At 56.6% G+C, this 21,958-nt stretch carries 23 protein-coding genes, 1 tRNA gene and 1 pseudogene; 20 read left to right on the top strand and 5 right to left on the bottom strand.

What is annotated here, in order from left to right; genetic code table 11:
* Positions 1-21: 21 nt before the first annotated feature.
* Positions 22-351, bottom strand: coding sequence for a hypothetical protein (locus tag ACOZJV_RS24330; RefSeq protein WP_078472334.1), 330 nt, complete (start codon positions 349-351; stop codon positions 22-24).
* A 356-nt stretch (positions 352-707) separates the two neighbouring features.
* Between ACOZJV_RS24330 and ACOZJV_RS24325 the strand changes: the two genes are divergently transcribed.
* The 7 genes from ACOZJV_RS24325 (at position 708) to ACOZJV_RS24295 (ending at position 6,083) form a co-directional block, all read left to right on the top strand.
* Complete coding sequence (locus tag ACOZJV_RS24325) at positions 708-1,442, top strand: hypothetical protein (protein ID WP_268266202.1); 735 nt, start codon at positions 708-710, stop codon at positions 1,440-1,442.
* A gap of 796 nt (positions 1,443-2,238) precedes the next feature.
* Complete coding sequence (locus tag ACOZJV_RS24320) at positions 2,239-2,913, top strand: site-specific integrase (RefSeq protein WP_258596490.1); 675 nt, start codon at positions 2,239-2,241, stop codon at positions 2,911-2,913.
* Positions 2,914-3,753: 840 nt separating this feature from the next.
* Complete coding sequence (locus tag ACOZJV_RS24315; protein ID WP_258596492.1) at positions 3,754-3,987, top strand: hypothetical protein; 234 nt, start codon at positions 3,754-3,756, stop codon at positions 3,985-3,987.
* Between the two features lie 196 nt (positions 3,988-4,183).
* Positions 4,184-4,591 carry a hypothetical protein gene (locus ACOZJV_RS24310; RefSeq protein WP_258596494.1) on the top strand — a complete coding sequence of 136 codons (408 nt, stop codon included), beginning with the start codon at positions 4,184-4,186 and terminating at the stop codon, positions 4,589-4,591.
* A gap of 185 nt (positions 4,592-4,776) precedes the next feature.
* On the top strand, positions 4,777-5,403 hold the full coding sequence (locus tag ACOZJV_RS24305) for a hypothetical protein (protein WP_258596496.1): 627 nt from the start codon (positions 4,777-4,779) through the stop codon (positions 5,401-5,403).
* 102 nt (positions 5,404-5,505) lie between these two features.
* Positions 5,506-5,727 carry a hypothetical protein gene (locus tag ACOZJV_RS24300; protein ID WP_258609456.1) on the top strand — a complete coding sequence of 74 codons (222 nt, stop codon included), beginning with the start codon at positions 5,506-5,508 and terminating at the stop codon, positions 5,725-5,727.
* Positions 5,724-6,083, top strand: coding sequence for a hypothetical protein (locus ACOZJV_RS24295; protein WP_095190026.1), 360 nt, complete (start codon positions 5,724-5,726; stop codon positions 6,081-6,083). The genes ACOZJV_RS24300 and ACOZJV_RS24295 overlap by 4 nt, the downstream gene beginning before the upstream one ends.
* Before the next feature lie 653 nt (positions 6,084-6,736).
* Here the strand turns inward: ACOZJV_RS24295 and ACOZJV_RS24290 are convergent.
* The 3 genes and pseudogenes from ACOZJV_RS24290 to ACOZJV_RS24280 form a co-directional block, all read right to left on the bottom strand.
* Positions 6,737-7,177 (bottom strand): annotated as a pseudogene (locus tag ACOZJV_RS24290) (DUF927 domain-containing protein); the annotation flags it as partial.
* A gap of 888 nt (positions 7,178-8,065) precedes the next feature.
* Complete coding sequence (locus tag ACOZJV_RS24285; RefSeq protein WP_258596503.1) at positions 8,066-9,307, bottom strand: tyrosine-type recombinase/integrase; 1,242 nt, start codon at positions 9,305-9,307, stop codon at positions 8,066-8,068.
* 164 nt (positions 9,308-9,471) lie between these two features.
* Positions 9,472-9,556: transfer RNA gene (locus tag ACOZJV_RS24280), tRNA-Leu, on the bottom strand.
* Between the two features lie 108 nt (positions 9,557-9,664).
* Between ACOZJV_RS24280 and queA the strand changes: the two genes are divergently transcribed.
* From queA to ACOZJV_RS24250, 6 genes are all read left to right on the top strand, one after another.
* A complete protein-coding gene (gene queA / locus ACOZJV_RS24275; RefSeq protein WP_421548683.1) occupies positions 9,665-10,729 on the top strand; it encodes a tRNA preQ1(34) S-adenosylmethionine ribosyltransferase-isomerase QueA in 1,065 nt (354 codons plus the stop codon).
* A 14-nt stretch (positions 10,730-10,743) separates the two neighbouring features.
* The gene (gene tgt / locus ACOZJV_RS24270) at positions 10,744-11,859 is read left to right on the top strand and encodes a tRNA guanosine(34) transglycosylase Tgt (RefSeq protein WP_020298460.1); all 1,116 of its coding nucleotides are present in this window, start codon (positions 10,744-10,746) and stop codon (positions 11,857-11,859) included.
* Between the two features lie 43 nt (positions 11,860-11,902).
* Positions 11,903-12,238, top strand: a complete 336-nt coding sequence (gene yajC, locus ACOZJV_RS24265) for a preprotein translocase subunit YajC (protein WP_043229921.1) — start codon at positions 11,903-11,905, stop codon at positions 12,236-12,238.
* Positions 12,239-12,298: 60 nt separating this feature from the next.
* Entirely contained in the window at positions 12,299-14,167 is a 1,869-nt protein-coding gene (gene secD, locus ACOZJV_RS24260) for a protein translocase subunit SecD (protein ID WP_020298462.1), read from the top strand.
* Positions 14,168-14,176: 9 nt separating this feature from the next.
* Positions 14,177-15,091 carry a protein translocase subunit SecF gene (secF, locus tag ACOZJV_RS24255; RefSeq protein WP_020298463.1) on the top strand — a complete coding sequence of 305 codons (915 nt, stop codon included), beginning with the start codon at positions 14,177-14,179 and terminating at the stop codon, positions 15,089-15,091.
* Positions 15,092-15,211: 120 nt separating this feature from the next.
* Positions 15,212-15,766 (top strand): glycine zipper 2TM domain-containing protein, encoded by a 555-nt coding sequence (locus ACOZJV_RS24250; protein ID WP_078472031.1) that lies wholly within the window; start codon positions 15,212-15,214, stop codon positions 15,764-15,766.
* Positions 15,767-15,871: 105 nt separating this feature from the next.
* On the opposite strand, the gene suhB is transcribed toward ACOZJV_RS24250, so the two are convergent.
* Positions 15,872-16,687, bottom strand: coding sequence for an inositol-phosphate phosphatase (gene suhB / locus ACOZJV_RS24245; RefSeq protein ID WP_020298465.1), 816 nt, complete (start codon positions 16,685-16,687; stop codon positions 15,872-15,874).
* A gap of 261 nt (positions 16,688-16,948) precedes the next feature.
* Here suhB and trmJ point away from each other — a divergent pair, with 261 nt between their 5' ends.
* From trmJ to hscB, 7 genes are all read left to right on the top strand, one after another.
* Positions 16,949-17,728 (top strand): tRNA (cytosine(32)/uridine(32)-2'-O)-methyltransferase TrmJ, encoded by a 780-nt coding sequence (trmJ, locus tag ACOZJV_RS24240; protein WP_020298466.1) that lies wholly within the window; start codon positions 16,949-16,951, stop codon positions 17,726-17,728.
* Positions 17,721-18,497 carry a serine O-acetyltransferase gene (cysE, locus tag ACOZJV_RS24235; protein WP_078472030.1) on the top strand — a complete coding sequence of 259 codons (777 nt, stop codon included), beginning with the start codon at positions 17,721-17,723 and terminating at the stop codon, positions 18,495-18,497. The genes trmJ and cysE overlap by 8 nt, the downstream gene beginning before the upstream one ends.
* A gap of 294 nt (positions 18,498-18,791) precedes the next feature.
* Positions 18,792-19,283: a Fe-S cluster assembly transcriptional regulator IscR gene (iscR, locus tag ACOZJV_RS24230; RefSeq protein ID WP_007956690.1), complete on the top strand. Its 492-nt coding sequence runs from the start codon at positions 18,792-18,794 to the stop codon at positions 19,281-19,283.
* A 50-nt stretch (positions 19,284-19,333) separates the two neighbouring features.
* Positions 19,334-20,548: an IscS subfamily cysteine desulfurase gene (locus tag ACOZJV_RS24225; protein WP_078472029.1), complete on the top strand. Its 1,215-nt coding sequence runs from the start codon at positions 19,334-19,336 to the stop codon at positions 20,546-20,548.
* A 97-nt stretch (positions 20,549-20,645) separates the two neighbouring features.
* Entirely contained in the window at positions 20,646-21,032 is a 387-nt protein-coding gene (iscU, locus tag ACOZJV_RS24220; protein WP_007929523.1) for a Fe-S cluster assembly scaffold IscU, read from the top strand.
* 49 nt (positions 21,033-21,081) lie between these two features.
* Entirely contained in the window at positions 21,082-21,405 is a 324-nt protein-coding gene (iscA, locus tag ACOZJV_RS24215; protein ID WP_020298469.1) for an iron-sulfur cluster assembly protein IscA, read from the top strand.
* Positions 21,406-21,413: 8 nt separating this feature from the next.
* Positions 21,414-21,935, top strand: a complete 522-nt coding sequence (hscB, locus tag ACOZJV_RS24210; RefSeq protein WP_020298470.1) for a co-chaperone HscB — start codon at positions 21,414-21,416, stop codon at positions 21,933-21,935.
* The last annotated feature ends 23 nt before the right edge of the window (positions 21,936-21,958 follow it).

Here is a 21,958-nt window from a genome sequence, read left to right as displayed (position 1 = left end):
AGTCCTTGTGGTGGAAATCCGTTACTGAATGTCTTTCAGGTAATCCCTGAGTGCAAGCAGGGGAGCGTGCAGCGTCTCCAGGGTCTGCGCCTGGTCGACCTCGGTCGCCAGCTTTTGCAATTCCCGGCCCATGACACTCTGCGCACCGCCCAACGCGGTAAGCGCCACAGCCACGCATTGCCCCAGCTTGAGTTGGATGGCCGCGATATCGCCATTGCGCACCAGCAAGCCAAAGGCTTCCCGCTCATACGCGGCCATGATCGGGTCATCACGCAAGACCGGGCTTGCATCATCCGTCTCATGGGCCAGCTTGAGGGCAAACAGCGCAACGGTTTCCAGCGTCGATTCCATGGAGCGGGGTCCTCTGCTGTGGTGATCGGGCGGCGATCATCACTTTTCTGCAGGCGAAAAAAAAGACCTTGATCAACAAGGTCTTTTTTAATTTGGTGCCCGAGGGAGACTCGAGTGTTCCATATAAACCGTGCCTTGTAGCGAGGTTATACGATTAGGGATACAGGTAGGGATACAAGCTGGCGTCTGTTGGGACCATCAAGCTGTGTGCTCACTCGAAGCACAAGTCATTTCCCTCTATCCCATGACGCACCATTTGCGCATGGCTCATGAATCGTTTTTGAAAATTATGCGGTTGCGAATAGCCTGCCTATATCCGTTATTGTAGGTCTGTCACTAACCTCCATGGATATGTCATGCAGAGCTCAGAATTGGGTAAGCACAGTGAAGGTATTGAGCTAACGAATTGCCGCCAGATGTCTAATGCGGTGGTGGTGTGGATTAAGTGTCTGGAGAGCTACCCGGGTTGGAGGGAGTGGAAGCACGAAAGGATTAAACGCACTCTACTTGCTGAAGATCTTCCATTGCCAGAAAACGGTATTTTTAAGGAAGAGTTTGTTTTTTCAGATGATGTTGAAAGGCAGCATGCGGTTGTTTTCCAGTACCTAGGCCTTGAGCAAACCATAAACTCTCTAAAAGACTGTGAGTTCTATTTTCGTAGATACCCTTTCAGGGGATTACCAATTTCTCGCAGTGCTCACGTTACAAATATTTGTGAAATGTATTTTGGCCGTTTCTATGAGCTCAAAGAGCGCTTTAAGAAATACTTCAAGGCGATAACTGCGGTGGCTCCACATCATGCTCTGGAAATAGGGCTTTTCATAAAAACCTTCGATAAGGTTTTCGATGCAGAGTTAAGAGAGCGGAATTCGATTCATCACCATGCGCGCTTTGAGGATAGTTCAATTGATCGTGTGTTTCTGACTGGAAGTATTACGGATAAAGGTTGGGAGAGGGAACACAACAATGCCTACCGTAAATTGGCGAGGGAGTGGGTTGAGCGCGTCCGACAACGAGGTGCCGTGCTTGATCGCTTTTTAGATGAGACAGCAAAAGCAACGTTGGAGACTTGCAGTTTTCTGAAGCTGTGAGCGATCAGAGTAGAGGCTCAGAATGTTGCCGGGGACCCTGGAGGAATGTCAGGGATACGGGGTCGGAAACCCGCGTGATCGTGTCAGCGAAAGTTTTCACCGCTTACTGAAATTTCAACGTTGAAATTGAAAGGATGTTCAGGGGGGAAAAGGTCATCGTTACCTGATCGGTAAAGGTGAGCATTGGTGTTGTAGATCCCGAACGTTTGGATACCGTCAACCTGAGTGAGTGTGTCAACCACGTCAACCTGTCAACCAACGTAGAAAACCCAGCCGCTAACCAGGTGCGGCGGGTTATCTGCACCGTGTCTTTCAGATTTGCTCAGGGTCCCCGGCAACCTCTCAAGACCTTGTGCATTTGCACTGGTGAACTGTGTGTTCACCCGGTTCACCAGTTCACTAAGCTGGGCACCCTGTCGCTAACACAGTCCCGCGGGTTTCCGACCCCGTATGTGTCTCATTTGCTCAGGGTCCCCCGGCTCCTGCTGGAATCTCTTCGCTGATGGTGCTCATTGCCGATGGGGGGCGGGGTGGACATCTTAAAAGACGTGTAACTGGTGTTTCAGGTGTGACGTTTATAAGCAAGTTATTGATTTTGTTGTGAAAAAACAAGGTCACACCGTTTTGTATCGCGCAGAGTGTGCGGTGTAACGATAGCGAACTGTGTAACGTCTTTAGCCCGAGTTTTCCGTGAACATTGCGAAATCACTGGTGGTAGGCTTTGCTGGAGGCCTGCTGCCAACTCTCTTTGGATTGATCCTGATTCCCGTCTAATCCTGACAGAGAGCCCACCCCTATGAATCCTCACCGTGCTGCATCCCTTCGTCCTGGACAATTCAAACACCTGATCCGCGTAGCCTCTGTCACTGGCCGCATGCCGGAGCGTGATGTGATGTTGTTGTGGCTCACGCATACCACCGGCATTCGTGTCACCGAGTTGGCTTTGCTGGAGATTGGCGACGTGCTGTATGCCAGCGGTGCTATCAAGCCCGAGGTCTACTTGCGCGCAGACATCACCAAAGGCTGTCGGCCGCGAAACGTGTATCTGACTCATGCTCGATGCCTTGCCGCGCTTGATGCGTGGTTTGGCGTGCGCGCTCGGCGCCGCTGGGGGCTTTCAGGCATAGATGAGTATCGAGGATTCCGGCCAGGCTCAAAGCTGGTCATGACACACAAAGGGCAAGCCTTTGAACTGGCATTCAAACATCGCCAGCTGGACAGCGGGCCGGAGGTGTACCAAGCCTGTGATTCATTGCAGCAAACTATCAGCAGGTTATACCGACAAGCGGGTATCAAACAGGGCTCCTCGCATAGTGGCAGGCGCTCGCTTGCTGCAAAAATCTTGGCCGCCACCGGCGATGTCGAGATAGTGCAGACCATGCTAGGGCATGCATGCTTGGATCACAGCAAGCCTTACCTAACGGTGGATATGCAGGCAGTTCGGCGTGCATTTGAACTTGCGCTGGCATAGTGATATCGACGACTCTTTTTACGTTTGAATGCCATGGATAGCAAAACGCGAGGAATCAGAGTTGAAATTAGGGAACGAAATACCAGTTGATGCTACTGCCGCTCGGGTGATTTCAGGCGGTGAGTCGTTTGAGTTCAGGGCGAATGAGACTGACCAGGACTCCGATCTACCGTTACCGATAACGGCGCCGACTAAGGCTCAGTTATTGAATCCCTCGTTCAAAGACTTCACATCCATTCGGCTGGGACGGCTGGTTGTAATCGGGATTTCTGCCGACAGAAAAGCTCGATGGGTTTGTAAATGCGTATGTGGATGCTACGTACTACGCTCCACTGCTGCGATCAAGGCTGCAGCGCCTGATGCGGCATGCACACAGTGCTACCTGTTGGCCGTGGCCAAACGGAAGGATTTTGAGCGTCGTACTGGCCGAGAGTCTCATACGCGTTCCTTCTTGAAGTAGTTAATTGACGAGGAAATTACTTTGAGTAACGAGTTATTTATTGGGGACCTGGCTGAGAAAGGAGTGACTTTTCAGGCGACTCATGCAGGTCCATATGGAAGTAAATCCATCCCGCTGCCCGCCGAAGACGTTGTTGCTTACTCCCGTGATCCGGTGGAGTACACCGCTAAATATTACGGTGTGACAAAAAGTCAGTACCTCAGTTGGTATCGTTCTTCTTATTGCGTCTACTGTGCAGATGCCACAGTAGAAGGCAATCCCTGCCGAAATATTATTACAGGGGGGAATGCTATCGATTCACCCAGCAGATGGGTAGCTCTGCTAGGCGGTTACTGCCATGTTCATGAGAACGGCTTAGTTGGGTAGGAAAAATCTTCAAAATGAATGAGATGAAAAATGCAATTCGTAATATGCAGTTACCACGCATCAACAGCCTGATAAATGGGTGTTTTGAGCGCCAGTTAGATGGAGTGCCTTATGATGGGTACTACTACGGTGTGGCCTTCGGGATCATCTCCACATTGGCCGATGCGGAAATCATCAGCCTTGAAGAGTACAGAGATTTTAAGCAGCAGCTTATTGATGCCTGTGGTCGTGAACACCCGCATGTTTGACAGTTGTTAAAGTAACGGATGGGGAACAGATCCCCACAGCGCAAGCGGTCTTGCGCTGGCCTTCTGGAACGGCTTTGAAGGCGTTTCGATGGGAAAGGTCGCCCAGGAACCCCCAAGCCCCGCCGTCAAACGTGGGGCAAGGTCAGTAGTAGAGGGTCGCTTTCGCTCCCTTGGCACGATAAGAAAGGAGTCGGGTATGAATGAAGCTCTGAAAGTTTCCATTAGTTTAGTGCGTTCCCAAGATGATGCGGCCAGCTTCGGAGCGGATTACCAAGGCGAACTGCGTGAGTTTAGGGATGCAGTAAACGCTTCGGGGACTGCTATAAGTCCTCGCCTTGCTGTATTTGACAGCGTAGGGGCTACAGGCGGCCTCACGGGTGAATTCATAATTCCGATGACTCAAGCCATCGTGCCTTTTCTTACAGCTGCGGTTGTTGCATGGGTAGGCAGAAAAAATGGACGCAAGCTGCGTTTGAAGGTTGGGGATATAGAGGTTGAAGGTAACACCGAGGAGGACATCAAGCTTCTCGTCGCTAAAGCCAAAGAACTAGCCCCTGTAGTTGATCCTGACAGACAGCGAGGAGACGTTGGTAGGGACCGCTGATTCGTTCAAAGGACAATCGGCTACCGCTCCCATGGGCTTGCTGGCTGCTGCCATCCAGGGCGACAAGTCACCCCGTCCACCACCAGCTCCACGAACAACGGAAAACCACAAGCCCAGCCACGCGCTGGGTCGAGGCGTAAAGAGTGGCGCGGTGCTCGCGCCCAGGAACATGGAGAACGGCAGGCATGAACAAGCGTATCGAGCCCCGCAGTGAGCGCGACTACACCACTCGCCAGATTATTGAGCTGTTGGATCTGCGTGACTCGGCCAGCCTCGGATTCATCGAGAACGGCATGGAGCATTACATCCAGACTTCGCATTGCAGTGAGCAAGCGCTGCTCAGCTTGCCATATTGGCCGGATGCTCTCTGGACGTACCGCTACGAAACCAGTGAGTGGGTGCCTGTCTTTCGTTGGGCCAAGGCCAACACCATCAGCATTGACGAGCTGGTAGACAAGGCGCCGAACATTGATCCATTCGCTGAACGACCTGGTGTCCTGTGGTGTACTCCGAAAGGGCATCCGCGTGAGCAATTTCACCGCATCGTGACGGATGAAACCGGGGAGTACATCACCGACGACTCAGGTGATCGTTACCCACTCCCTCAGTTCGACGAAGAGGGCCACAGCGAGCATTTTTATACTCGTGTGAATAATCCTGGGATCTGCCAGTTCTGTAAGCAGCAGGTTGAAAAGCGGGTCAACTATCGCGACCCCGAGGAAGGGTGTTGCCGCAAGTACGAGATCTGCAGGCCATGCCATGACCACCAAATGGCCCTTGCCCGTGAGGCTGACGCGCGGTACGACGATTGATCGAGGAAAACTGTGGGTAGACCTTTCGAGGTTAGCAGATCAGATAAAACTAGACCTACCTTATTCCCTCGAGGGGCTAATGCGGAACATGATCACTGGCGAATGCACGACGCGGAGCGGCCCATTATTGGTCCTCGACAAGGTGCTTTCAAGGGCACAGATGATGAGCTTTTTGCTGCGTATCGGAATGCTTACAAAGATCTGAATGACATAAAAGTCGATGTGCGCTCTCCGAATGGTACTCATGTTTTGGGTGAAAACGTCACACCAGTTAAAGCTGTAGACCTAATAGAGAACTGGTTAAAGGAGGCAGGATTAAGATGACAACTACAAGTGAGATTTTATCTAAGATAAATGATGGTGTTTTTCTTGAGCTTGTCTTTCGGAAAAACACCGATTGGGATGCTGAATTAGACTCAAGGGATTCCATAGAGTTTGATACTGCATGGAGCACTAGCTATGAAAAAATAATTTCGTCGTGCCCGCCTGAAGATGTATCAATTAAGGAAATAAGAGAGGCTGCGTTCAAGAAGGTTTATCAAATAACTAAAAACTCTGATCTCGCAGCATATGTATCGGACGATCTGGGCCTGATTGCGCAGGCATTCCAGAATGGAGTTGACATTGGTTTTATTGAAAATCTTTGGAGGACTTACACGCAAGGGCGCTTCCCAAGTTAGGAGGATAAAATATATCACCAGTATGCTGACCCCCAACTTCAGTTTGGGATTCAATAATATTGGTGGCACACATGAAAGGCCGATAATTTCATTTGGTATATCGTAGTGGTCGCACAAAGATGGCATCGTGCATGTGCACTCAGTCATTAGTGGCTGGCTGACCTTTACGGCGTTATCCGAAGGAGTTGGAGTCCGGTGTGTGCTCGCTTTCAACGGCGCAGCACTTTGGACATAGCCCAGCACATTGCTGCCGACCATAGTGGTTACTGCCTGTCGACCCATTGCGACTCGGGTCGCGTGCTGCCGGAGTGTAAGCGTACGGGGAATACGTCTTGCACAGGTCAGCCCGGCATTCAATGATGCGGCAGTAGCTGGTCGATCTCACTGGCTTTTTGCGTCGGCAATCGCCTCGTGGCCTTCAAGGACTTGCGCTTCAGCTACGACACCTGGGGCAACCTCAGCGAGAAAAGCAGTGCGGCCGGAGGCATGCAACGCTTTCACTACGACAGCGAAAACCGTCTGATCCGCGCGCAAACCTGGCAGGGTACAACCTTGAGCAGCGAGGCTCGTTACCACTACGACGCCCTGGGCCGGCGCATAGGTAAATCCCCATGCATGACGTTGAAATCGCTCCCTTGGGCCTGGAAACCTTCCTGATGACGGGGTTGGCCCCGATCATTGGCCCGGGCTTTACCAGTGCCGTTGCCGAGCATGTAGACCGTCTCGCCAATGATGCGGGCATCGCACATGCCGATTTCATCCAGCACCAGAAGCCCGTCTGAGTGCGCGGCGGCGATGGACTCCAGGGCGTTGTCCGTAGAGCGCCACGAACGCACCAGGCGCGGCCCGCCATAGACCGAGGCGGCGACCTGCAAGTGGGTGGTTTTGCCGCCAGAACTGTCGCCGTAGAAGTGGAAGCCGCCCGACTCATGGCCCAGCAAGTTCAGCAGAGGGCCCGCAAAGGCCACGCTAACGACAAACGATAAGCGGTGATTGCCAACGCACAGGGCGCCGATCTGCTGCTGCCATTGCTCCAGGGAGCCCGCCTCGCTGATCGGCGGGAGCTGGGCACCGGCCTCGTAGAAGTGCAGGTGTGTAAGTCGGAGTCAGGGCTTGAAGCCTCGAAGTCGTCGATTTGCCTGTACAGAGATGCCAGCATTAACCCCTTTTCGGCCTCTGCTTTGAAAAGTGCGAAGTCTTCCCGGCTTCTAACTTCTAAGCCGCTAGTTCTGTCTCGAACCTTCTCCACCAGCTTTGTGTATTCTTTTGGGTCCGTTTTCCGCAACAATTCGACTAGGTCGACTTCAATGTCATAGGCGCCTAATTCCAGGTCGAACAGCCAGTTTGCGAGGACTTCAACAGCCTGCACTGCCTGGACAAGTGCGTAGGTCGCGGTTAGCTGTGAGTCGCTGGCGGGGTGATCTGTACCAACGAATTGCCTGATGATGAGTGGCAATGAGGTTGCTTCAGAAAAGCTGAAGTGCTCCTCAATGACGTCTCGCTGGCGAAACATGGTCTGTATGGTCGACTCCGCGCATTGGTTGTATGCGCCGTCCTCAAGCCAAAAGTGCACGGCATGCTGGATGAGCCCAAAGCCTTCTTTGAAGTGCTCATAGAACTGACCGTAAAGCGTTAACTCACTGACAGCGAGTTCAATCTCGTCTAGATCTCGCATTAGGGAGTGCACGTCCACACCCGCTATTTCGAGTCCCAAAGCTTCAATGTTCAAGTCGTCCATTAGGCTGCCCCACGCCCCGATAGCGGAGCATCAATCCAGCGTGGTGCGCAATCTGGGGACCGGGCCAGCAGGGAGGGGGTGGTCCAATGGCCGTTACACGCCGAGGCCGCGTTACACGAGGTGTACGGACATAGGGTAGAACGTGTGACGTAAAAAAATACCAATGATTTCAAGTGGTTGAGTGTTGTCGTTACACGAGTAACACGCGTAACACGGTTTTTGAGTGGGGGTAGGGTAGTCACCTTCATTGGGCTTTGTCGAACTGACCCTGGACAACGTTCCCTCGCTCTAGGGCGTCTAGGTAGTCGGCGTACCACTGCATCATTGTTATGCGGTGCTCAAGATATTGAGCCTTGTTGTACACCCCTGAAATTCCTTCCTCTTTATGGGCTAGTTGGGCTTCAACATGTTCTTTGGGCCAGCCATGCTCTCGAAGTAATGTGCTTGCAGTATGTCGAGTACCGTGGCCTACAAGCCGGCCTTTGTATCCAATGGTGGCGAAGACTTTGTTTATCGTATTTTCACTGATGGTTGGGTTTTTGGCGCCGACTCCGGGAAACAGCCAACGACTACGGCCAGTCAGGCAATGAAGTTCTTTTAAGGCTGAAACTGCTTGATGTGGTAGTGGGCACACAAAGTCTCTGCGCATCTTCATCTTTGCGGCTGGTGTCGTCCAAGTTGCTTTGTCGAGGTCGAACTCTTTCCATTCGGCTAGGCGAACCATGCCTGGTCGTGAGGCAGTCCAGATGCAAAGCCAAGCAGCGGTTCGGGCCGTCAGCCTACTTGGGGTGTTCTTCAGTGCAGTAAGAAAGTAACCTAACTCTGGTTCTAGTAAATGCGGGTGTTGTTGAGTCTTAGGGGCCTGTGCTGCGATATCCCTAAGACGGCTTCCCGGGTCGTTTTCCGTAAGGCCTAAACCGATGGCTCTCCCGAAAATCTGATTGATCCAGGTGCGGCATTTTTCCGCTACGTTGTGTGCGTCTCGGGCTTCGATAGAGGCTTGGAGTTCGGCGCAATCGGTGCGAGTGATCTCATCGAGAGGTTTGTCTCCCAAGGCAGGGAGAATGTCTTTGTCGAGATAGGTACGGATTTTATTGAGGGTGGAAGGGGCAAGACCCTTCTCTTCTTTTGCCTTGAGCCAGGCATCAGCAGCAGCTCTGAAGGTGCGTGTCTTGGCTGCATCAATGGCTGCTTTGGCGGATCGCTTCTGTTCGAGAGGATCGGCGCCGCTACTCACTACCTTGCGCAGTTCGGCAGCTTTGTCTCGTGCCAACGCACCACTTACCTCCGGATAGCCTCCAAGTCCCATCCAGGCCCAGTTGCCCGTCGGACGTTTATAGCGAAGCTGCCAGGACTTACCGCCATCAGGTTTAACCCTGAAGTAGAGGCCGCTGCCGTCCAGCTCGCGGTACTCCTTTGATTCCGGCTCCAATCCCGCAAGTGTCGTGTCAGCGAGAGGGCGGCGCTTGATGTCTGCGCGCTTCATCCTTGTATCCCAAAGTTCGGTATTTTTCTCAGGATACAAGCAGGGATACAGGGATACAACGGATAGGGGGAGACAGGGGTAGATAGATAGGCACAAAAAAACCGGCCAAGTGGCCGGTTTCTTTGGGTCTGAGAGGCTGTTAGAGACTCTCAGATACTGCTGTTTGGTGCCCCGAGGGAGACTCGAACTCCCACTCCTTTCGAAAACGGATTTTGAATCCGCCGCGTCTACCAATTCCGCCATCAGGGCTCAATGGCGGCGAAGTATAGAGAGGTGATTACCGTTGGTCAATCAGCTTTCATGGTCAATTTTGGCTATTTCCGCTAAACTTTCCGGCCCTGCTAGACGAACCCCATCATGCGCGTTGCTGACTTTACCTTCGAGCTTCCCGATTCGCTGATCGCCCGCCATCCCCTGGCCGAGCGTCGCGGTAGTCGCCTGTTGACCCTTGATGGGCCTACGGGTGCCCTGGCCCACCGTCAATTCACTGATTTGCTTGAGCATTTGCGCCCGGGCGACTTGATGGTGTTCAACAATACCCGGGTGATTCCGGCACGGCTGTTTGGCCAGAAAGCTTCCGGCGGCAAGCTGGAAATTCTGGTGGAGCGGGTGCTCGACAGTCATCGCGTGCTGGCCCATGTGCGCTCCAGCAAGTCGCCCAAGCCGGGTTCGACGATCCTCATCGAGGGCGGCGGCCAGGCACAGATGTTGGCCCGGCATGACACGCTGTTCGAGCTGGGGTTTGCCGAAGAAGTGCTGCCCTTGCTCGATCGCGTCGGCCATATGCCGTTGCCTCCTTATATAGACCGTCCGGATGAAGGCGCGGACCGCGAGCGCTATCAGACGGTGTACGCCGAGCGCCTGGGCGCGGTGGCGGCGCCGACTGCCGGGCTGCATTTCGACCAGCCTTTGCTGGAAGCGATTGCGGCCAAGGGCGTCGAGACTGCATTCGTCACCCTGCACGTCGGTGCCGGGACGTTCCAGCCGGTGCGCGTGGAGCGTATCGAAGACCACCATATGCATAACGAATGGCTGGAAGTCGGCCAGGACGTGGTGGATGCGGTCGCGGCCTGCCGTGCGCGTGGTGGTCGGGTGGTGGCGGTGGGCACGACCAGCGTGCGTTCCCTGGAAAGTGCCGCGCGCGATGGTGTGCTCAAGCCGTTCAGTGGCGACACCGACATCTTTATCTACCCGGGCCGGCCGTTTCATGTGGTCGACGCCCTGGTCACCAACTTTCATTTGCCCGAGTCCACGCTGTTGATGCTGGTTTCGGCGTTCGCCGGTTATCCCGAGGCCATGGCCGCCTATAAGGCCGCCGTCGAGCATGGGTACCGCTTTTTCAGCTACGGTGATGCGATGTTCATCACCCGTAACCCTGCGCCAACCGCTCCCAAGGATTCGGCCCCAGAGGAAACAGAATGAGTCGCACAAGTCGTATGTCTTTCGAGCTGCTGGCCACCGATGGCAAGGCTCGTCGTGGTCGCCTGACCTTCCCCCGCGGTACGGTGGAAACCCCGGCGTTCATGCCGGTGGGTACCTACGGCACGGTCAAGGGCATGCTGCCGCGGGATATCGTCGCCACCGGTGCCGAGATCATTCTGGGCAACACCTTCCACCTGTGGCTGCGTCCCGGCACCGAAGTGATCAAGAAGCACGGCGACCTGCATGACTTCATGCAGTGGAAAGGCCCGATTCTCACCGACTCCGGCGGTTTCCAGGTGTTCAGCCTGGGCGCCATGCGCAAGATCAAGGAAGAGGGCGTGACCTTCGCCTCGCCGGTGGACGGCGCCAAGGTGTTCATGGGGCCGGAAGAGTCGATGCAAGTGCAGCGCGACCTGGGTTCGGACATCGTGATGATCTTCGACGAATGCACCCCGTACCCGGCTGACGAAGACGTCGCGCGAATCTCCATGGAGCTGTCGTTGCGCTGGGCCCAGCGCTCCAAGAATGCCCACGGCGACAACACCGCCGCGCTGTTCGGCATCGTCCAGGGCGGTATGCACCAGGACCTGCGCATGCGTTCCCTGGAGGGGCTGGACAAGATCGGCTTCGACGGCCTGGCCATTGGCGGCCTGTCGGTGGGCGAGCCCAAGCACGAGATGATCAAGGTGCTGGACTACCTGCCGGGCCAGATGCCAGCAGACAAACCTCGTTACCTTATGGGCGTTGGCAAACCGGAGGATCTCGTAGAGGGTGTGCGCCGCGGTGTGGACATGTTCGATTGCGTGATGCCAACCCGCAATGCCCGCAATGGGCATCTGTTTATTGATACTGGCGTGCTGAAGATCCGTAACGCGTTCCATCGCCATGATGATTCGCCGCTCGATCCGACCTGCGATTGCTACACCTGCCAGAACTTCTCCCGCGCTTATCTGCATCATCTGGACAAGTGCGGCGAAATGCTGGGTAGCATGTTGAATACCATCCACAATTTGCGGCATTACCAGGTACTTATGGCTGGTTTGCGCGAGGCTATTCAACAGGGTACATTGGCCGCCTTTGTCGATGCCTTCTACGCCAAACGCGGGCTCCCTGTTCCGCCTTTGGACTGAGTTTTCTGACCCCAAGATTCAATATTTGCAACTGGAGTGCTAAATGAGCTTTTTTATCTCTAACGCCATGGCTGACGCTGCTGCACCTGCTGCAGGCCCTATGGGCGGCGGCTTTGAGTGGATTTTCCTGGTCGGCTTCCTGGTCATCTTCTATCTGATGATCTGGCGTCCACAGGCCAAGCGCGCCAAAGAGCAGAAGAACCTGCTGGGCAGCCTGCAAAAAGGTGACGAAGTTGTGACCACCGGCGGCATCGCCGGCAAGATCACCAAAGTGACCGACGACTTCGTGGTTCTGGAAGTGTCCGACACCATCGAAATGAAGTTCCAGAAGGGCGCTATCGCCGCCACGCTGCCAAAAGGCACGCTGAAAGCGATCTGATTCATCTTTTACCAATCGACGGGGCGCGCAAGGCGCCCCGCGTTATAAGCGGGCGGCGTGATGCTGAACAAATACCCTCTGTGGAAATACGTACTGATCCTGGCGGTGCTGGCGATCGGTTTTATTTATTCCGCTCCCAATCTATACCCTGATGATCCGGCCATTCAGGTCAGCGGTGCGAGCACCGCGTTGCAGGTCACTCAGGCTGATCTGGATCGTGCGAGCAAAGCGCTCACCGACGCCGGGATCAACGTCAAGGCAGCCACTATCGCGGCCAATGGCAAGGGCGGCTTGCTGCGTCTGATCAATAAAGAAGATCAGTTGCCAGCCAAGGACGTCGTACGCAAGGCCCTGGGTGACGACTACGTCGTTGCACTGAACCTGGCACAAACCACCCCGCAATGGTTGCGCAACCTCGGCGCGCACCCGATGAAGCTGGGTCTGGACTTGTCCGGTGGTGTGCACTTCCTGCTGGAAGTGGACATGGATAAAGCCCTCGATGCACGCCTGAAAGTCTACGAAGGCGACGTCAAGAGTCTGTTGCGCAAAGAGCGCCTGCGCTATCGCAGCCTGCCGCAACTCAACGGTGCCATTCAACTGGGCTTCAGCGACGACGCGACCCGTGAACAGGCCCGTGCACTGATCCGCAAGAACTTCAACGATTTCGACATTGTTCCGGCCGACCTCAATGGTCAGGCGGTACTGCGTCTGGCGATGACCCCGGCCAAGCTGGCGGAAATCCGTGAATACTCCATCAAGCAGAACTTGACCACGGTCCGTAACCGCGTCAACGAGCTGGGTGTGGCCGAGCCGCTGGTACAGCGTCAGGGCGCCAACCGCATCGTGGTTGAGCTGCCGGGCGTGCAGGACACCGCTGAAGCCAAGCGGATCCTGGGCAAGACCGCCAACCTCGAGTTCCGCCTGGCTGCAGAGCCGGGTGCTTCCAAGGCGACTTCCGAGTCGTTCGAATTCCGTGAAGGCAATCGTCCTCCAGCGTTGATCGAGCGTGGCCTGATCATCACCGGTGACCAGGTGACCGACGCCCAGGCGGGCTTCGATGAGCACGGTCGTCCACAGGTGAACATCAAGCTTGACGGTCACGGTGGCGAGCTGATGAGTCGTTCGACTCGCAGCAACGTCGGCCGCAGCATGGCGGTGATCTTCATCGAGCAGAAGCCGACCACCACTTACACCAAGCAAGTGGTTGATGGCGTCGAGAAAGACGTACCGGTCCAGACCTTCAAGGAAGAGAAGAAGATCATCAGCCTGGCGACCATCCAGTCGCCGCTGGGCAGTCAGTTCCGTATCACCGGCCTGAACGGCCAGGGCGAGTCTTCCGAGCTGGCGCTGCTGCTGCGTGCCGGTGGTCTGGCGGCGCCGATGTACTTTGCCGAAGAGCGCACAATCGGTCCGAGCCTGGGTGCTGACAACATCACCAAGGGTATCGATGCCTCGCTGTGGGGCATGTTGTTCGTGTCGCTGTTCATCATCGCCATCTACCGCTTCTTCGGCGTCATCGCCACCGTGGCGCTGGCGCTGAACATGGTACTGCTGCTGGCCCTGATGTCGCTGCTGGGGGCAACACTGACCCTGCCAGGCATCGCCGGTATCGTGTTGACCATGGGTATGGCGGTGGACGCCAACGTGCTGATCTTCTCGCGGATACGTGAAGAGATCGCCGCCGGCATGACCGTGCAGCGGGCTATTAACGAAGGCTTCGGCCGGGCATTCACTGCGATTCTCGACTCCAACCTGACCACATTGCTGGTCGGTGGCATCCTGTTTGCCATGGGCACCGGCCCGGTCAAAGGGTTTGCGGTGACCATGTCCCTCGGGATCTTTACCTCGATGTTCACGGCCATCTGGCTGACCCGTGCGATGGTCAACCTGATCTTCGGCGGTCGTGACTTCAAGAAGTTGTGGATTTAAGGGGCTGCCATGTTACGTACTATCAACTTCATGGGCGTGCGCAACGTTGCGTTCGGCGTCACATTGCTCCTTACCGTTCTGGCGTTGTTCAGCTGGTTCCATAAGGGCCTGAACTACGGTCTGGACTTCACCGGCGGTACGCTCATCGAGCTGACCTACGAGCGTCCGGCGGATGTGATGAAGGTTCGCGCGCAACTGAGCGAATCGGGTTATCACGACGCCATCGTGCAGAGCTTCGGTGCAACCACCGACCTGCTGGTGCGGATGCCGGGTGAAGACCCGCAACTGGGCCATCAGGTCGCAGCCGCCTTGCAGAAGGTTGGCGGTGACAACCCGGCACAGGTCAAGCGCGTCGAGTTCGTTGGCCCGCAGGTGGGTGAAGAGCTGCGCGACCAGGGCGGCCTCGGCATGCTGATGGCGCTGGGCGGCATCCTGATCTACCTGGCGTTCCGCTTTCAGTGGAAGTTCGCGGTCGGTGCCATTGTCTCGCTGGTCCACGACGTGATCGTGACCGTGGGTATCCTGTCGTTCTTCCAGATCACCTTCGACCTCACGGTGTTGGCGGCGGTACTGGCGATCATCGGTTACTCGCTCAACGACACCATCGTGGTTTTCGACCGGGTGCGTGAGAACTTCCGCGTGCTGCGCAAGGCCAGTCTGATCGAGAACATCAACATCTCGACCACCCAGACCCTGTTGCGCACCATGGCAACCTCGATCTCCACCTTGCTGGCAATTGCTGCGCTGCTGTTCTTCGGTGGCGACAACCTGTGGGGCTTCTCCATCGCACTGTTTGTCGGTGTGTTGGCGGGTACCTACTCGTCGATCTACATCGCCAACGTGGTGCTGATCTGGCTGAACCTGAGCAGCGAGGATCTGATTCCTCCTGCCAATACCGAGAAGGAAGTGGACGACCGCCCATAACGGTCATCATCTTCCAGCGGTCACCTAAAAAGGCGCGAGTATTGAACTCGCGCCTTTTTTATTACTCCAAGGCTGGGAGAAGCGCGGGCTTGTCCCGCTTGTGATGGTCAGGAGGTTCACGTGAACAAGTCGTTACTGGTTGGTGCGGTATTGGGTGCTGTCGGTGTGACTGCCGGGGGTGCTGTTGCCACCTACAGCCTGGTTAAAAGCGGCCCTGAGTATGCGCAAGTGCTGGCAGTTCAGCCGGTTAAACAACAGATCAAGACTCCACGCGAGGTCTGCAAGGACGTCGCGGTAACCCGTCAGCGCCCGGTCAAGGATGAGCATCAGATCCTTGGTACGGTGGCCGGTGCGGTTGGCGGTGGTTTGCTGGGCAGTATGATCGGCGGCGGCAACGGCAAAAAGATCGCCACCGTGGCGGGTGCAGTGGGTGGTGGTTATGCCGGTAACAAGGTGCAGGAAGGCATGCAGGAGCGTGATACCTACACCACCACTCAGACTCGCTGTAACACCGTCAATGACATCAGCGACAAGGTCGTGGGTTATGACGTGAAGTACGAACTGGATGGCAAGCAAGGCCAGGTGCGTATGGATCGTGATCCGGGTAACCAGATTCCGGTCAATAAAGAAGGCAAGCTGATCCTGAGTCAGAATCAGGAACAGCCGGGGCAGTAAGCTCGGGCCGATAAAAGAGCCGTCCTCAGGGGCGGCTTTTTTATCGGCTGAGTATTTTCAGGCATAAAAAAAGCACCCCGTAGGGTGCTTTTTTGTCGCTGGCGCTTAGCGCTTCAGCGAAGCCGGCAGGTGCGGCTGGATGGCGGTCAGGACCGCTTTGAAGCACTTGGTGTTGCCGGCAACCACGTGGCCTTTTTCCAGGAAGTCGTGACCGCCGGTGAAGTCGCTCACCAGGCCGCCTGCTTCCTGAATCAGCAGGGCGCCTGCAGCCATGTCCCACTCGGACAGGCCCGACTCCCAGAAAGCATCGAAACGGCCGGCGGCCACGTAAGCCAGGTCCAGGCTGGCGGCACCGGCGCGGCGGATGCCGGCGGTCTGGCCAACCAGGGCGCGGAACATGCCCAGGTAGTTGTCGAGGTTGTCCATCTGGTCGTCACGGAACGGGAAGCCAGTACCCAGCAGGGCGCCGTCCAGGCTGGTGCGGCCGCTGACGCGCAGGCGACGACCGTTCAGTTGGGCGCCACGACCGCGGCTGGCGGTGAATTCTTCCTGGCGAACCGGGTCCAGAACAACGGCGTGTTCCAGGCGACCACGGTATTTGCAGGCAATGCTGACGGCAAAGTGAGGAATGCCGCGCAGGAAGTTAGTGGTGCCGTCCAGTGGGTCGATGATCCACAGGTATTCTTCGCCTTCACCGCTGCCCGCGTGCAGGCCGGTTTCTTCACCGAGGATGCCGTGGGTTGGGTAGGCTTTGCGCAACGCATCGATGATCTTCTGCTCGGCAGCGCGATCAACTTCGGATACGTAGTCTTTGGCGTCTTTTTCGTCGACCTTGATGGTATCCAGGCGCTCGATGGAGCGGAAAATCAATTCACTGGCGCTGCGGGCGGCGCGCAGCGCGATATTCAGCATTGGCTGCATGGATGTGTCACCTAAGGTTGTTAAAGAAAGCCGAGCATTCTAGCAGAAAACTTTTGCAGATGAAGGTCGACATTCGCTTTCCTCATTTTGAGCGGGGCACTGACTCAGTAAATGTGCGCACTTTTTGACCAGTGGTCGTTTGCACAAGGCGCTAAAGGTGCGCGTCGCTGAGTGTATCCGGGGCTCCCGGTTATTTTTGAGGCGTGACTGCTGGCTGTTCTGTAAGATTTGCTCCCCTTTCCGTGTCCGAGAGCGCCTCCCTTGCTGCAGAACATTCGTGTCGTCCTGGTCAATACCAGTCATCCCGGGAATATCGGTGGGGCTGCGCGTGCCATGAAGAACATGGGCCTGTCGCGGCTGGTGCTGGTTGAGCCGCGGATTTTCCCGTCCCACGAGGCTGATGCCCGTGCCTCTGGCGCCACGGACATCCTGGAAAATGCGCAGGTCGTCGCCACCCTGGAAGAGGCGTTGGCGGGCTGTACCCTGGTATTTGGTACCAGTGCCCGTGATCGGCGTATTCCCTGGCCCTTGCTCGACCCTCGTGAATCCGGGTTGAAGGTAGTGGAAGAGGCGGGGCAGGGCGCGCAGATCGCCCTGGTGTTCGGCCGTGAAGACTCTGGCCTGACCAATGACGAGCTGCAGCGATGTCACTTCCATGTGCATATCCCGTCGGACCCTGAGTTCAGTTCGCTGAACCTGGCGACGGCGGTGCAGGTGTTGACCTATGAGGTGCGCATGTCCTGGCTGGCGGCCGAGGGCCGGCCGAGCAAGGTCGAGAAGGATGAAGTGGCGTCGCCGCGCAGCGATGAGTTGGCGACCATGGATGAGTTGGAGCGGTTCTACGAGCATCTGCAGCAGACGCTGGTGGCCATCGACTTCCTCGATCCGGAAAAACCGCGGCACTTGATGGCGCGCCTGCGTCGGTTGTACGGTCGCAGCTCGGTCAGCCGGGCGGAAATGAATATTTTGCGAGGCATCCTCACGGAGACCCAGAAAGCGGCCCGTGGCGAGCTCATCAAGCGGAAGAATGAAGATGTTTGAGCGTTTGCGTGAAGATATCCAGAGTGTTTTTCACCGTGATCCGGCGGCGCGCAATGCCTTTGAGGTGCTCACCTGCTACCCGGGCATGCACGCCATCTGGATCCATCGCCTGTCAGGCGCTCTGTGGGGCATGGGGTGGAAGTGGCTGGCGCGGCTGGTGTCGAACTTCGGCCGCTGGTTGACCGGGATCGAGATTCACCCGGGGGCCAAGGTTGGTCGTCGGTTCTTTATTGACCACGGCATGGGCATCGTCATCGGTGAAACCGCCGAGATCGGCGATGACGTGACCCTGTACCAGGGCGTTACCCTGGGTGGCACCAGCTGGAATAAAGGCAAGCGCCACCCGACCCTGGAAGATGGTGTGGTAGTAGGGGCAGGCGCCAAGGTCCTGGGCCCATTCACTGTTGGTGCCGGGGCCAAGGTCGGTTCCAATGCGGTGGTGACCAAGGCCGTGCCCGCGGGCGCGACGGTGGTGGGGATTCCTGGGCGCATCATTATCAAGTCCGATGATGAGCAGGAAGCCAAGCGCAAGGCCATGGCCGAGAAGCTGGGCTTTGATGCCTACGGTGTCAGCGAAGACATGCCGGACCCGGTGGCTCGCGCCATTGGCCAACTGCTGGATCACCTGCAGGCGGTCGATGGTCGCCTTGAAGGCATGTGCGGCGCATTGAAAGACTTGGGCAGCAACTATTGCGCCCAGGATCTGCCGGCACTGCGCGAAGAGGACTTTGCCGGGGTCAAGGACAAGGGCGACAGTCAGGTCGGCTAAGGCTGCTGCCGCAAGTCGATGCGTGTGCGTTGATGGCGATCGGCCTCGGATTACCGGCCTCTGGATCGCCGGCGAGCTAGATTGGGCGGGGCGGATGATGTCGTTTTGATGGTGCATTGATCTCCCGCAGGTCGGCCGCCAGCGCCGGGATGTGCCATTACGCCGCAGACTTTGCTATGATTCGCGCGCTCTTTTGCGGGTAAACCCGACTAAAGTAGTTGGTCTTATAGTTGACTCGATTACTCGGGTATTGCATACTCGCCCTCATCCCGAAACACTCTGTGGTAATTGTCCATGCGACTCACTACTAAAGGCCGATACGCGGTAACTGCCATGCTCGACCTGGCGTTGCACGCGCAACATGGCCCGGTGTCCCTGGCCGATATCTCTGAGCGCCAAGGCATCTCCCTGTCCTATCTCGAACAGCTCTTCGCCAAGCTGCGCCGCAGCAATCTGGTGTCCAGTGTGCGTGGCCCGGGTGGCGGCTATCAGCTGTCGCGCGACATGCAGGGAATCCAGGTAGCTCAGGTGATCGATGCGGTGAACGAATCGGTCGATGCCACCAAATGCCAGGGCCAGGGTGACTGCCATTCCGGCGACACCTGCCTGACTCACCACTTGTGGTGTGATCTGAGCCTGCAGATTCACGAATTTCTGAGCGGTATCAGCTTGGCTGACCTTGTGACTCGCCGTGAGGTGCAAGAAGTAGCCCAGCGTCAGGATCAGCGCCGCTGTAATGGCAAGGCGCCACGCCTGGATAAGATCGAAGCGTCCGCCGTCGAATGACAGCCAAAGAGCCAGCGGAACGCCAGCCAGCCTGATTTAGGAGAGAGTCCATGAAATTGCCGATTTACCTTGATTACTCAGCGACCACCCCGGTTGACCCGCGTGTCGCGCAAAAGATGAGTGAATGCCTGCTGGTCGACGGAAACTTCGGTAACCCGGCGTCCCGTTCCCATGTGTTTGGCTGGAAGGCCGAAGAATCGGTCGAAAACGCCCGTCGCCAAGTGGCTGACCTGGTGAATGCCGATCCGCGTGAGATCGTCTGGACTTCCGGTGCCACCGAATCCGACAACCTGGCAATCAAGGGTGTCGCGCACTTCTACGGCAGCAAGGGCAAGCACCTGATCACCTCCAAGATCGAGCACAAGGCTGTCCTTGACACCATGCGCCAACTGGAGCGTGAAGGTTTTGAAGTTACCTACATCGAGCCGGGCGAAGATGGCCTGATCACTCCGGCCATGGTTGAAGCCGCACTGCGCGACGACACCATCCTCGTGTCGATCATGCACGTGAACAACGAGATCGGTACCGTCAACGACATCGCCGCGATCGGCGAACTGACTCGCTCCAAGGGCGTTCTGTTCCACGTCGACGGCGCCCAGTCCACTGGCAAGGTCGATATCGACCTGCAGAAGCTGAAAGTCGACCTGATGTCGTTCTCGGCCCACAAGACCTACGGTCCGAAAGGCATTGGCGCGCTGTACGTCAGCCGCAAACCGCGCGTGCGTCTGGAAGCCACCATGCACGGTGGCGGTCATGAGCGCGGCATGCGCTCCGGCACCCTGGCGACCCACCAGATCGTCGGCATGGGCGAAGCGTTCCGTGTGGCCAAGGAGGACATGGCTGCCGAGAACCTGCGCATCAAGGCCCTGAGCGATCGCTTCTACAAGCAGGTCGAGCATCTGGAAGAGCTGTACATCAACGGCAGCATGACCGCCCGTGTACCGCACAACCTGAACCTGAGCTTCAACTACGTTGAAGGCGAGTCGCTGATCATGGCCCTCAAGGACCTGGCAGTATCCTCCGGTTCGGCCTGCACCTCGGCTTCGCTTGAGCCTTCGTACGTACTGCGCGCCCTGGGCCGCAACGACGAACTGGCCCATAGCTCGATCCGCTTCACCTTCGGTCGCTTCACCACCGAAGAAGAAATCGATTACGCCGCGCAGAAAGTCTGCGAGGCCGTCACCAAGCTGCGCGCTCTGTCGCCGCTGTGGGACATGTTCAAAGACGGCGTCGACATCTCGAAAATCGAGTGGGCGGCACACTGATATATAAGTCGCCGCCAGCGGGTTCTGCCGAACGTATCGATTACGGCGATTTGCAGGGCCCCAAGAGCGACTCTCTGATGAGTGAGGATTAAGAATCATGGCTTACAGCGAAAAGGTCATCGACCATTACGAAAACCCGCGCAACGTCGGCAAGATGAACGCGGAAGACCCTGATGTCGGCACTGGCATGGTCGGCGCTCCAGCGTGCGGCGACGTGATGCGCCTGCAGATCAAGGTCAACGAGCAAGGCATCATCGAAGATGCCAAGTTCAAGACTTACGGCTGCGGTTCGGCCATCGCCTCCAGTTCCCTGGCCACCGAGTGGATGAAGGGCAAGACCCTGGACGAGGCTGAAACCATCAAGAACACTCAGCTGGCCGAAGAACTGGCCCTGCCGCCAGTGAAAATCCACTGCTCGGTACTCGCGGAAGACGCCATCAAGGCCGCTGTTCGCGACTACAAGCAGAAGAAAGGCCTGATCTGATTCATTCGGATTCAGCTTTCACAGATTGAGCGACAAGTAAGGAGTCACGATGGCTATCAGCATGACAGAAGCGGCTGCTCAACACGTGCGACGCTCCCTCAACGGGCGCGGCAAGGGTGATGGGATTCGTCTGGGTGTTCGCACCACGGGCTGTTCCGGCCTTGCCTACGTGCTGGAGTTCGTCGACGAGGTGGGTGAAGACGATCAGGTGTTCGAAAGTCACGGCGAGAAAGTGATCATCGACCCGAAAAGCCTGACCTATCTGGACGGCACCGAACTGGATTTCGTCAAGGAAGGGTTGAACGAAGGCTTCAAGTTCAACAACCCCAACGTACGCGGTGAATGTGGCTGCGGCGAAAGCTTCAACATCTGAGGCTTCTTGTGGGTACTCCTTGTCATTTCGCTTTATTTGAACTGCAGCCCAGCTTTCGCCTGGACCTCGAGCAGTTGGCTACGCGCTACCGTGAGTTGGCGCGCGGCGTCCACCCCGACCGTTTCGCTGACGCTTCCGAGCGTGAGCAGCGGCTGGCGCTCGAGCAATCCGCGAGCCTCAACGAGGCCTACCAGACGCTCAAAAGCCCTCCCAAGCGTGCGCGCTACCTGCTCGCCATGGGCGGTCGCGAGTTGCCGCTGGAGGTCACGGTGCATGATCCGGAGTTTCTTCTGCAGCAGATGCAGTGGCGCGAAGAACTCGAAGACCTGCAGGACAGCGCCGACCTGGCGGGTGTTGCGGTGTTCAAACGGCGTCTGAAAGTCGCGCAGGATGAGTTGAACGAAAGCTTCGCAGCTTGTTGGGATGATGCAGCGCAACGCGAACAGGCCGAACGCCTGATGCGGCGCATGCAGTTCCTCGACAAGCTCACGTATGAAGTGCGCCAGTTAGAAGAGCGCCTCGACGATTAACCCAGTGCTGCCCATGTTGCACG

The sequence above is a fragment of the Pseudomonas sp. QD4 genome (assembly GCF_049199125.1).
In the GTDB taxonomy this organism is placed as follows: domain Bacteria; phylum Pseudomonadota; class Gammaproteobacteria; order Pseudomonadales; family Pseudomonadaceae; genus Aquipseudomonas.
Note: the sequence above shows the minus strand (reverse complement) of the source record. Positions and strands in the feature narration are given on the sequence as shown.

Excerpts from the sequence above, each read along its gene's own strand:
- ACOZJV_RS24330 (WP_078472334.1), bottom strand. The coding sequence starts at position 351 with ATGGAATCGACGCTGGAAACCGTTGCGCTGTTTGCCCTCAAGCTGGCC.
- ACOZJV_RS24325 (WP_268266202.1), top strand. The coding sequence starts at position 708 with ATGCAGAGCTCAGAATTGGGTAAGCACAGTGAAGGTATTGAGCTAACG.
- ACOZJV_RS24320 (WP_258596490.1), top strand. The coding sequence starts at position 2,239 with ATGAATCCTCACCGTGCTGCATCCCTTCGTCCTGGACAATTCAAACAC.
- ACOZJV_RS24315 (WP_258596492.1), top strand. The coding sequence starts at position 3,754 with ATGAATGAGATGAAAAATGCAATTCGTAATATGCAGTTACCACGCATC.
- ACOZJV_RS24310 (WP_258596494.1), top strand. The coding sequence starts at position 4,184 with ATGAATGAAGCTCTGAAAGTTTCCATTAGTTTAGTGCGTTCCCAAGAT.
- ACOZJV_RS24305 (WP_258596496.1), top strand. The coding sequence starts at position 4,777 with ATGAACAAGCGTATCGAGCCCCGCAGTGAGCGCGACTACACCACTCGC.
- ACOZJV_RS24300 (WP_258609456.1), top strand. The coding sequence starts at position 5,506 with ATGCACGACGCGGAGCGGCCCATTATTGGTCCTCGACAAGGTGCTTTC.
- ACOZJV_RS24295 (WP_095190026.1), top strand. The coding sequence starts at position 5,724 with ATGACAACTACAAGTGAGATTTTATCTAAGATAAATGATGGTGTTTTT.
- ACOZJV_RS24285 (WP_258596503.1), bottom strand. The coding sequence starts at position 9,307 with ATGAAGCGCGCAGACATCAAGCGCCGCCCTCTCGCTGACACGACACTT.
- queA (WP_421548683.1), top strand. The coding sequence starts at position 9,665 with ATGCGCGTTGCTGACTTTACCTTCGAGCTTCCCGATTCGCTGATCGCC.
- tgt (WP_020298460.1), top strand. The coding sequence starts at position 10,744 with ATGTCTTTCGAGCTGCTGGCCACCGATGGCAAGGCTCGTCGTGGTCGC.
- yajC (WP_043229921.1), top strand. The coding sequence starts at position 11,903 with ATGAGCTTTTTTATCTCTAACGCCATGGCTGACGCTGCTGCACCTGCT.
- secD (WP_020298462.1), top strand. The coding sequence starts at position 12,299 with ATGCTGAACAAATACCCTCTGTGGAAATACGTACTGATCCTGGCGGTG.
- secF (WP_020298463.1), top strand. The coding sequence starts at position 14,177 with ATGTTACGTACTATCAACTTCATGGGCGTGCGCAACGTTGCGTTCGGC.
- suhB (WP_020298465.1), bottom strand. The coding sequence starts at position 16,687 with ATGCAGCCAATGCTGAATATCGCGCTGCGCGCCGCCCGCAGCGCCAGT.
- cysE (WP_078472030.1), top strand. The coding sequence starts at position 17,721 with ATGTTTGAGCGTTTGCGTGAAGATATCCAGAGTGTTTTTCACCGTGAT.
- iscR (WP_007956690.1), top strand. The coding sequence starts at position 18,792 with ATGCGACTCACTACTAAAGGCCGATACGCGGTAACTGCCATGCTCGAC.
- ACOZJV_RS24225 (WP_078472029.1), top strand. The coding sequence starts at position 19,334 with ATGAAATTGCCGATTTACCTTGATTACTCAGCGACCACCCCGGTTGAC.
- iscU (WP_007929523.1), top strand. The coding sequence starts at position 20,646 with ATGGCTTACAGCGAAAAGGTCATCGACCATTACGAAAACCCGCGCAAC.
- iscA (WP_020298469.1), top strand. The coding sequence starts at position 21,082 with ATGGCTATCAGCATGACAGAAGCGGCTGCTCAACACGTGCGACGCTCC.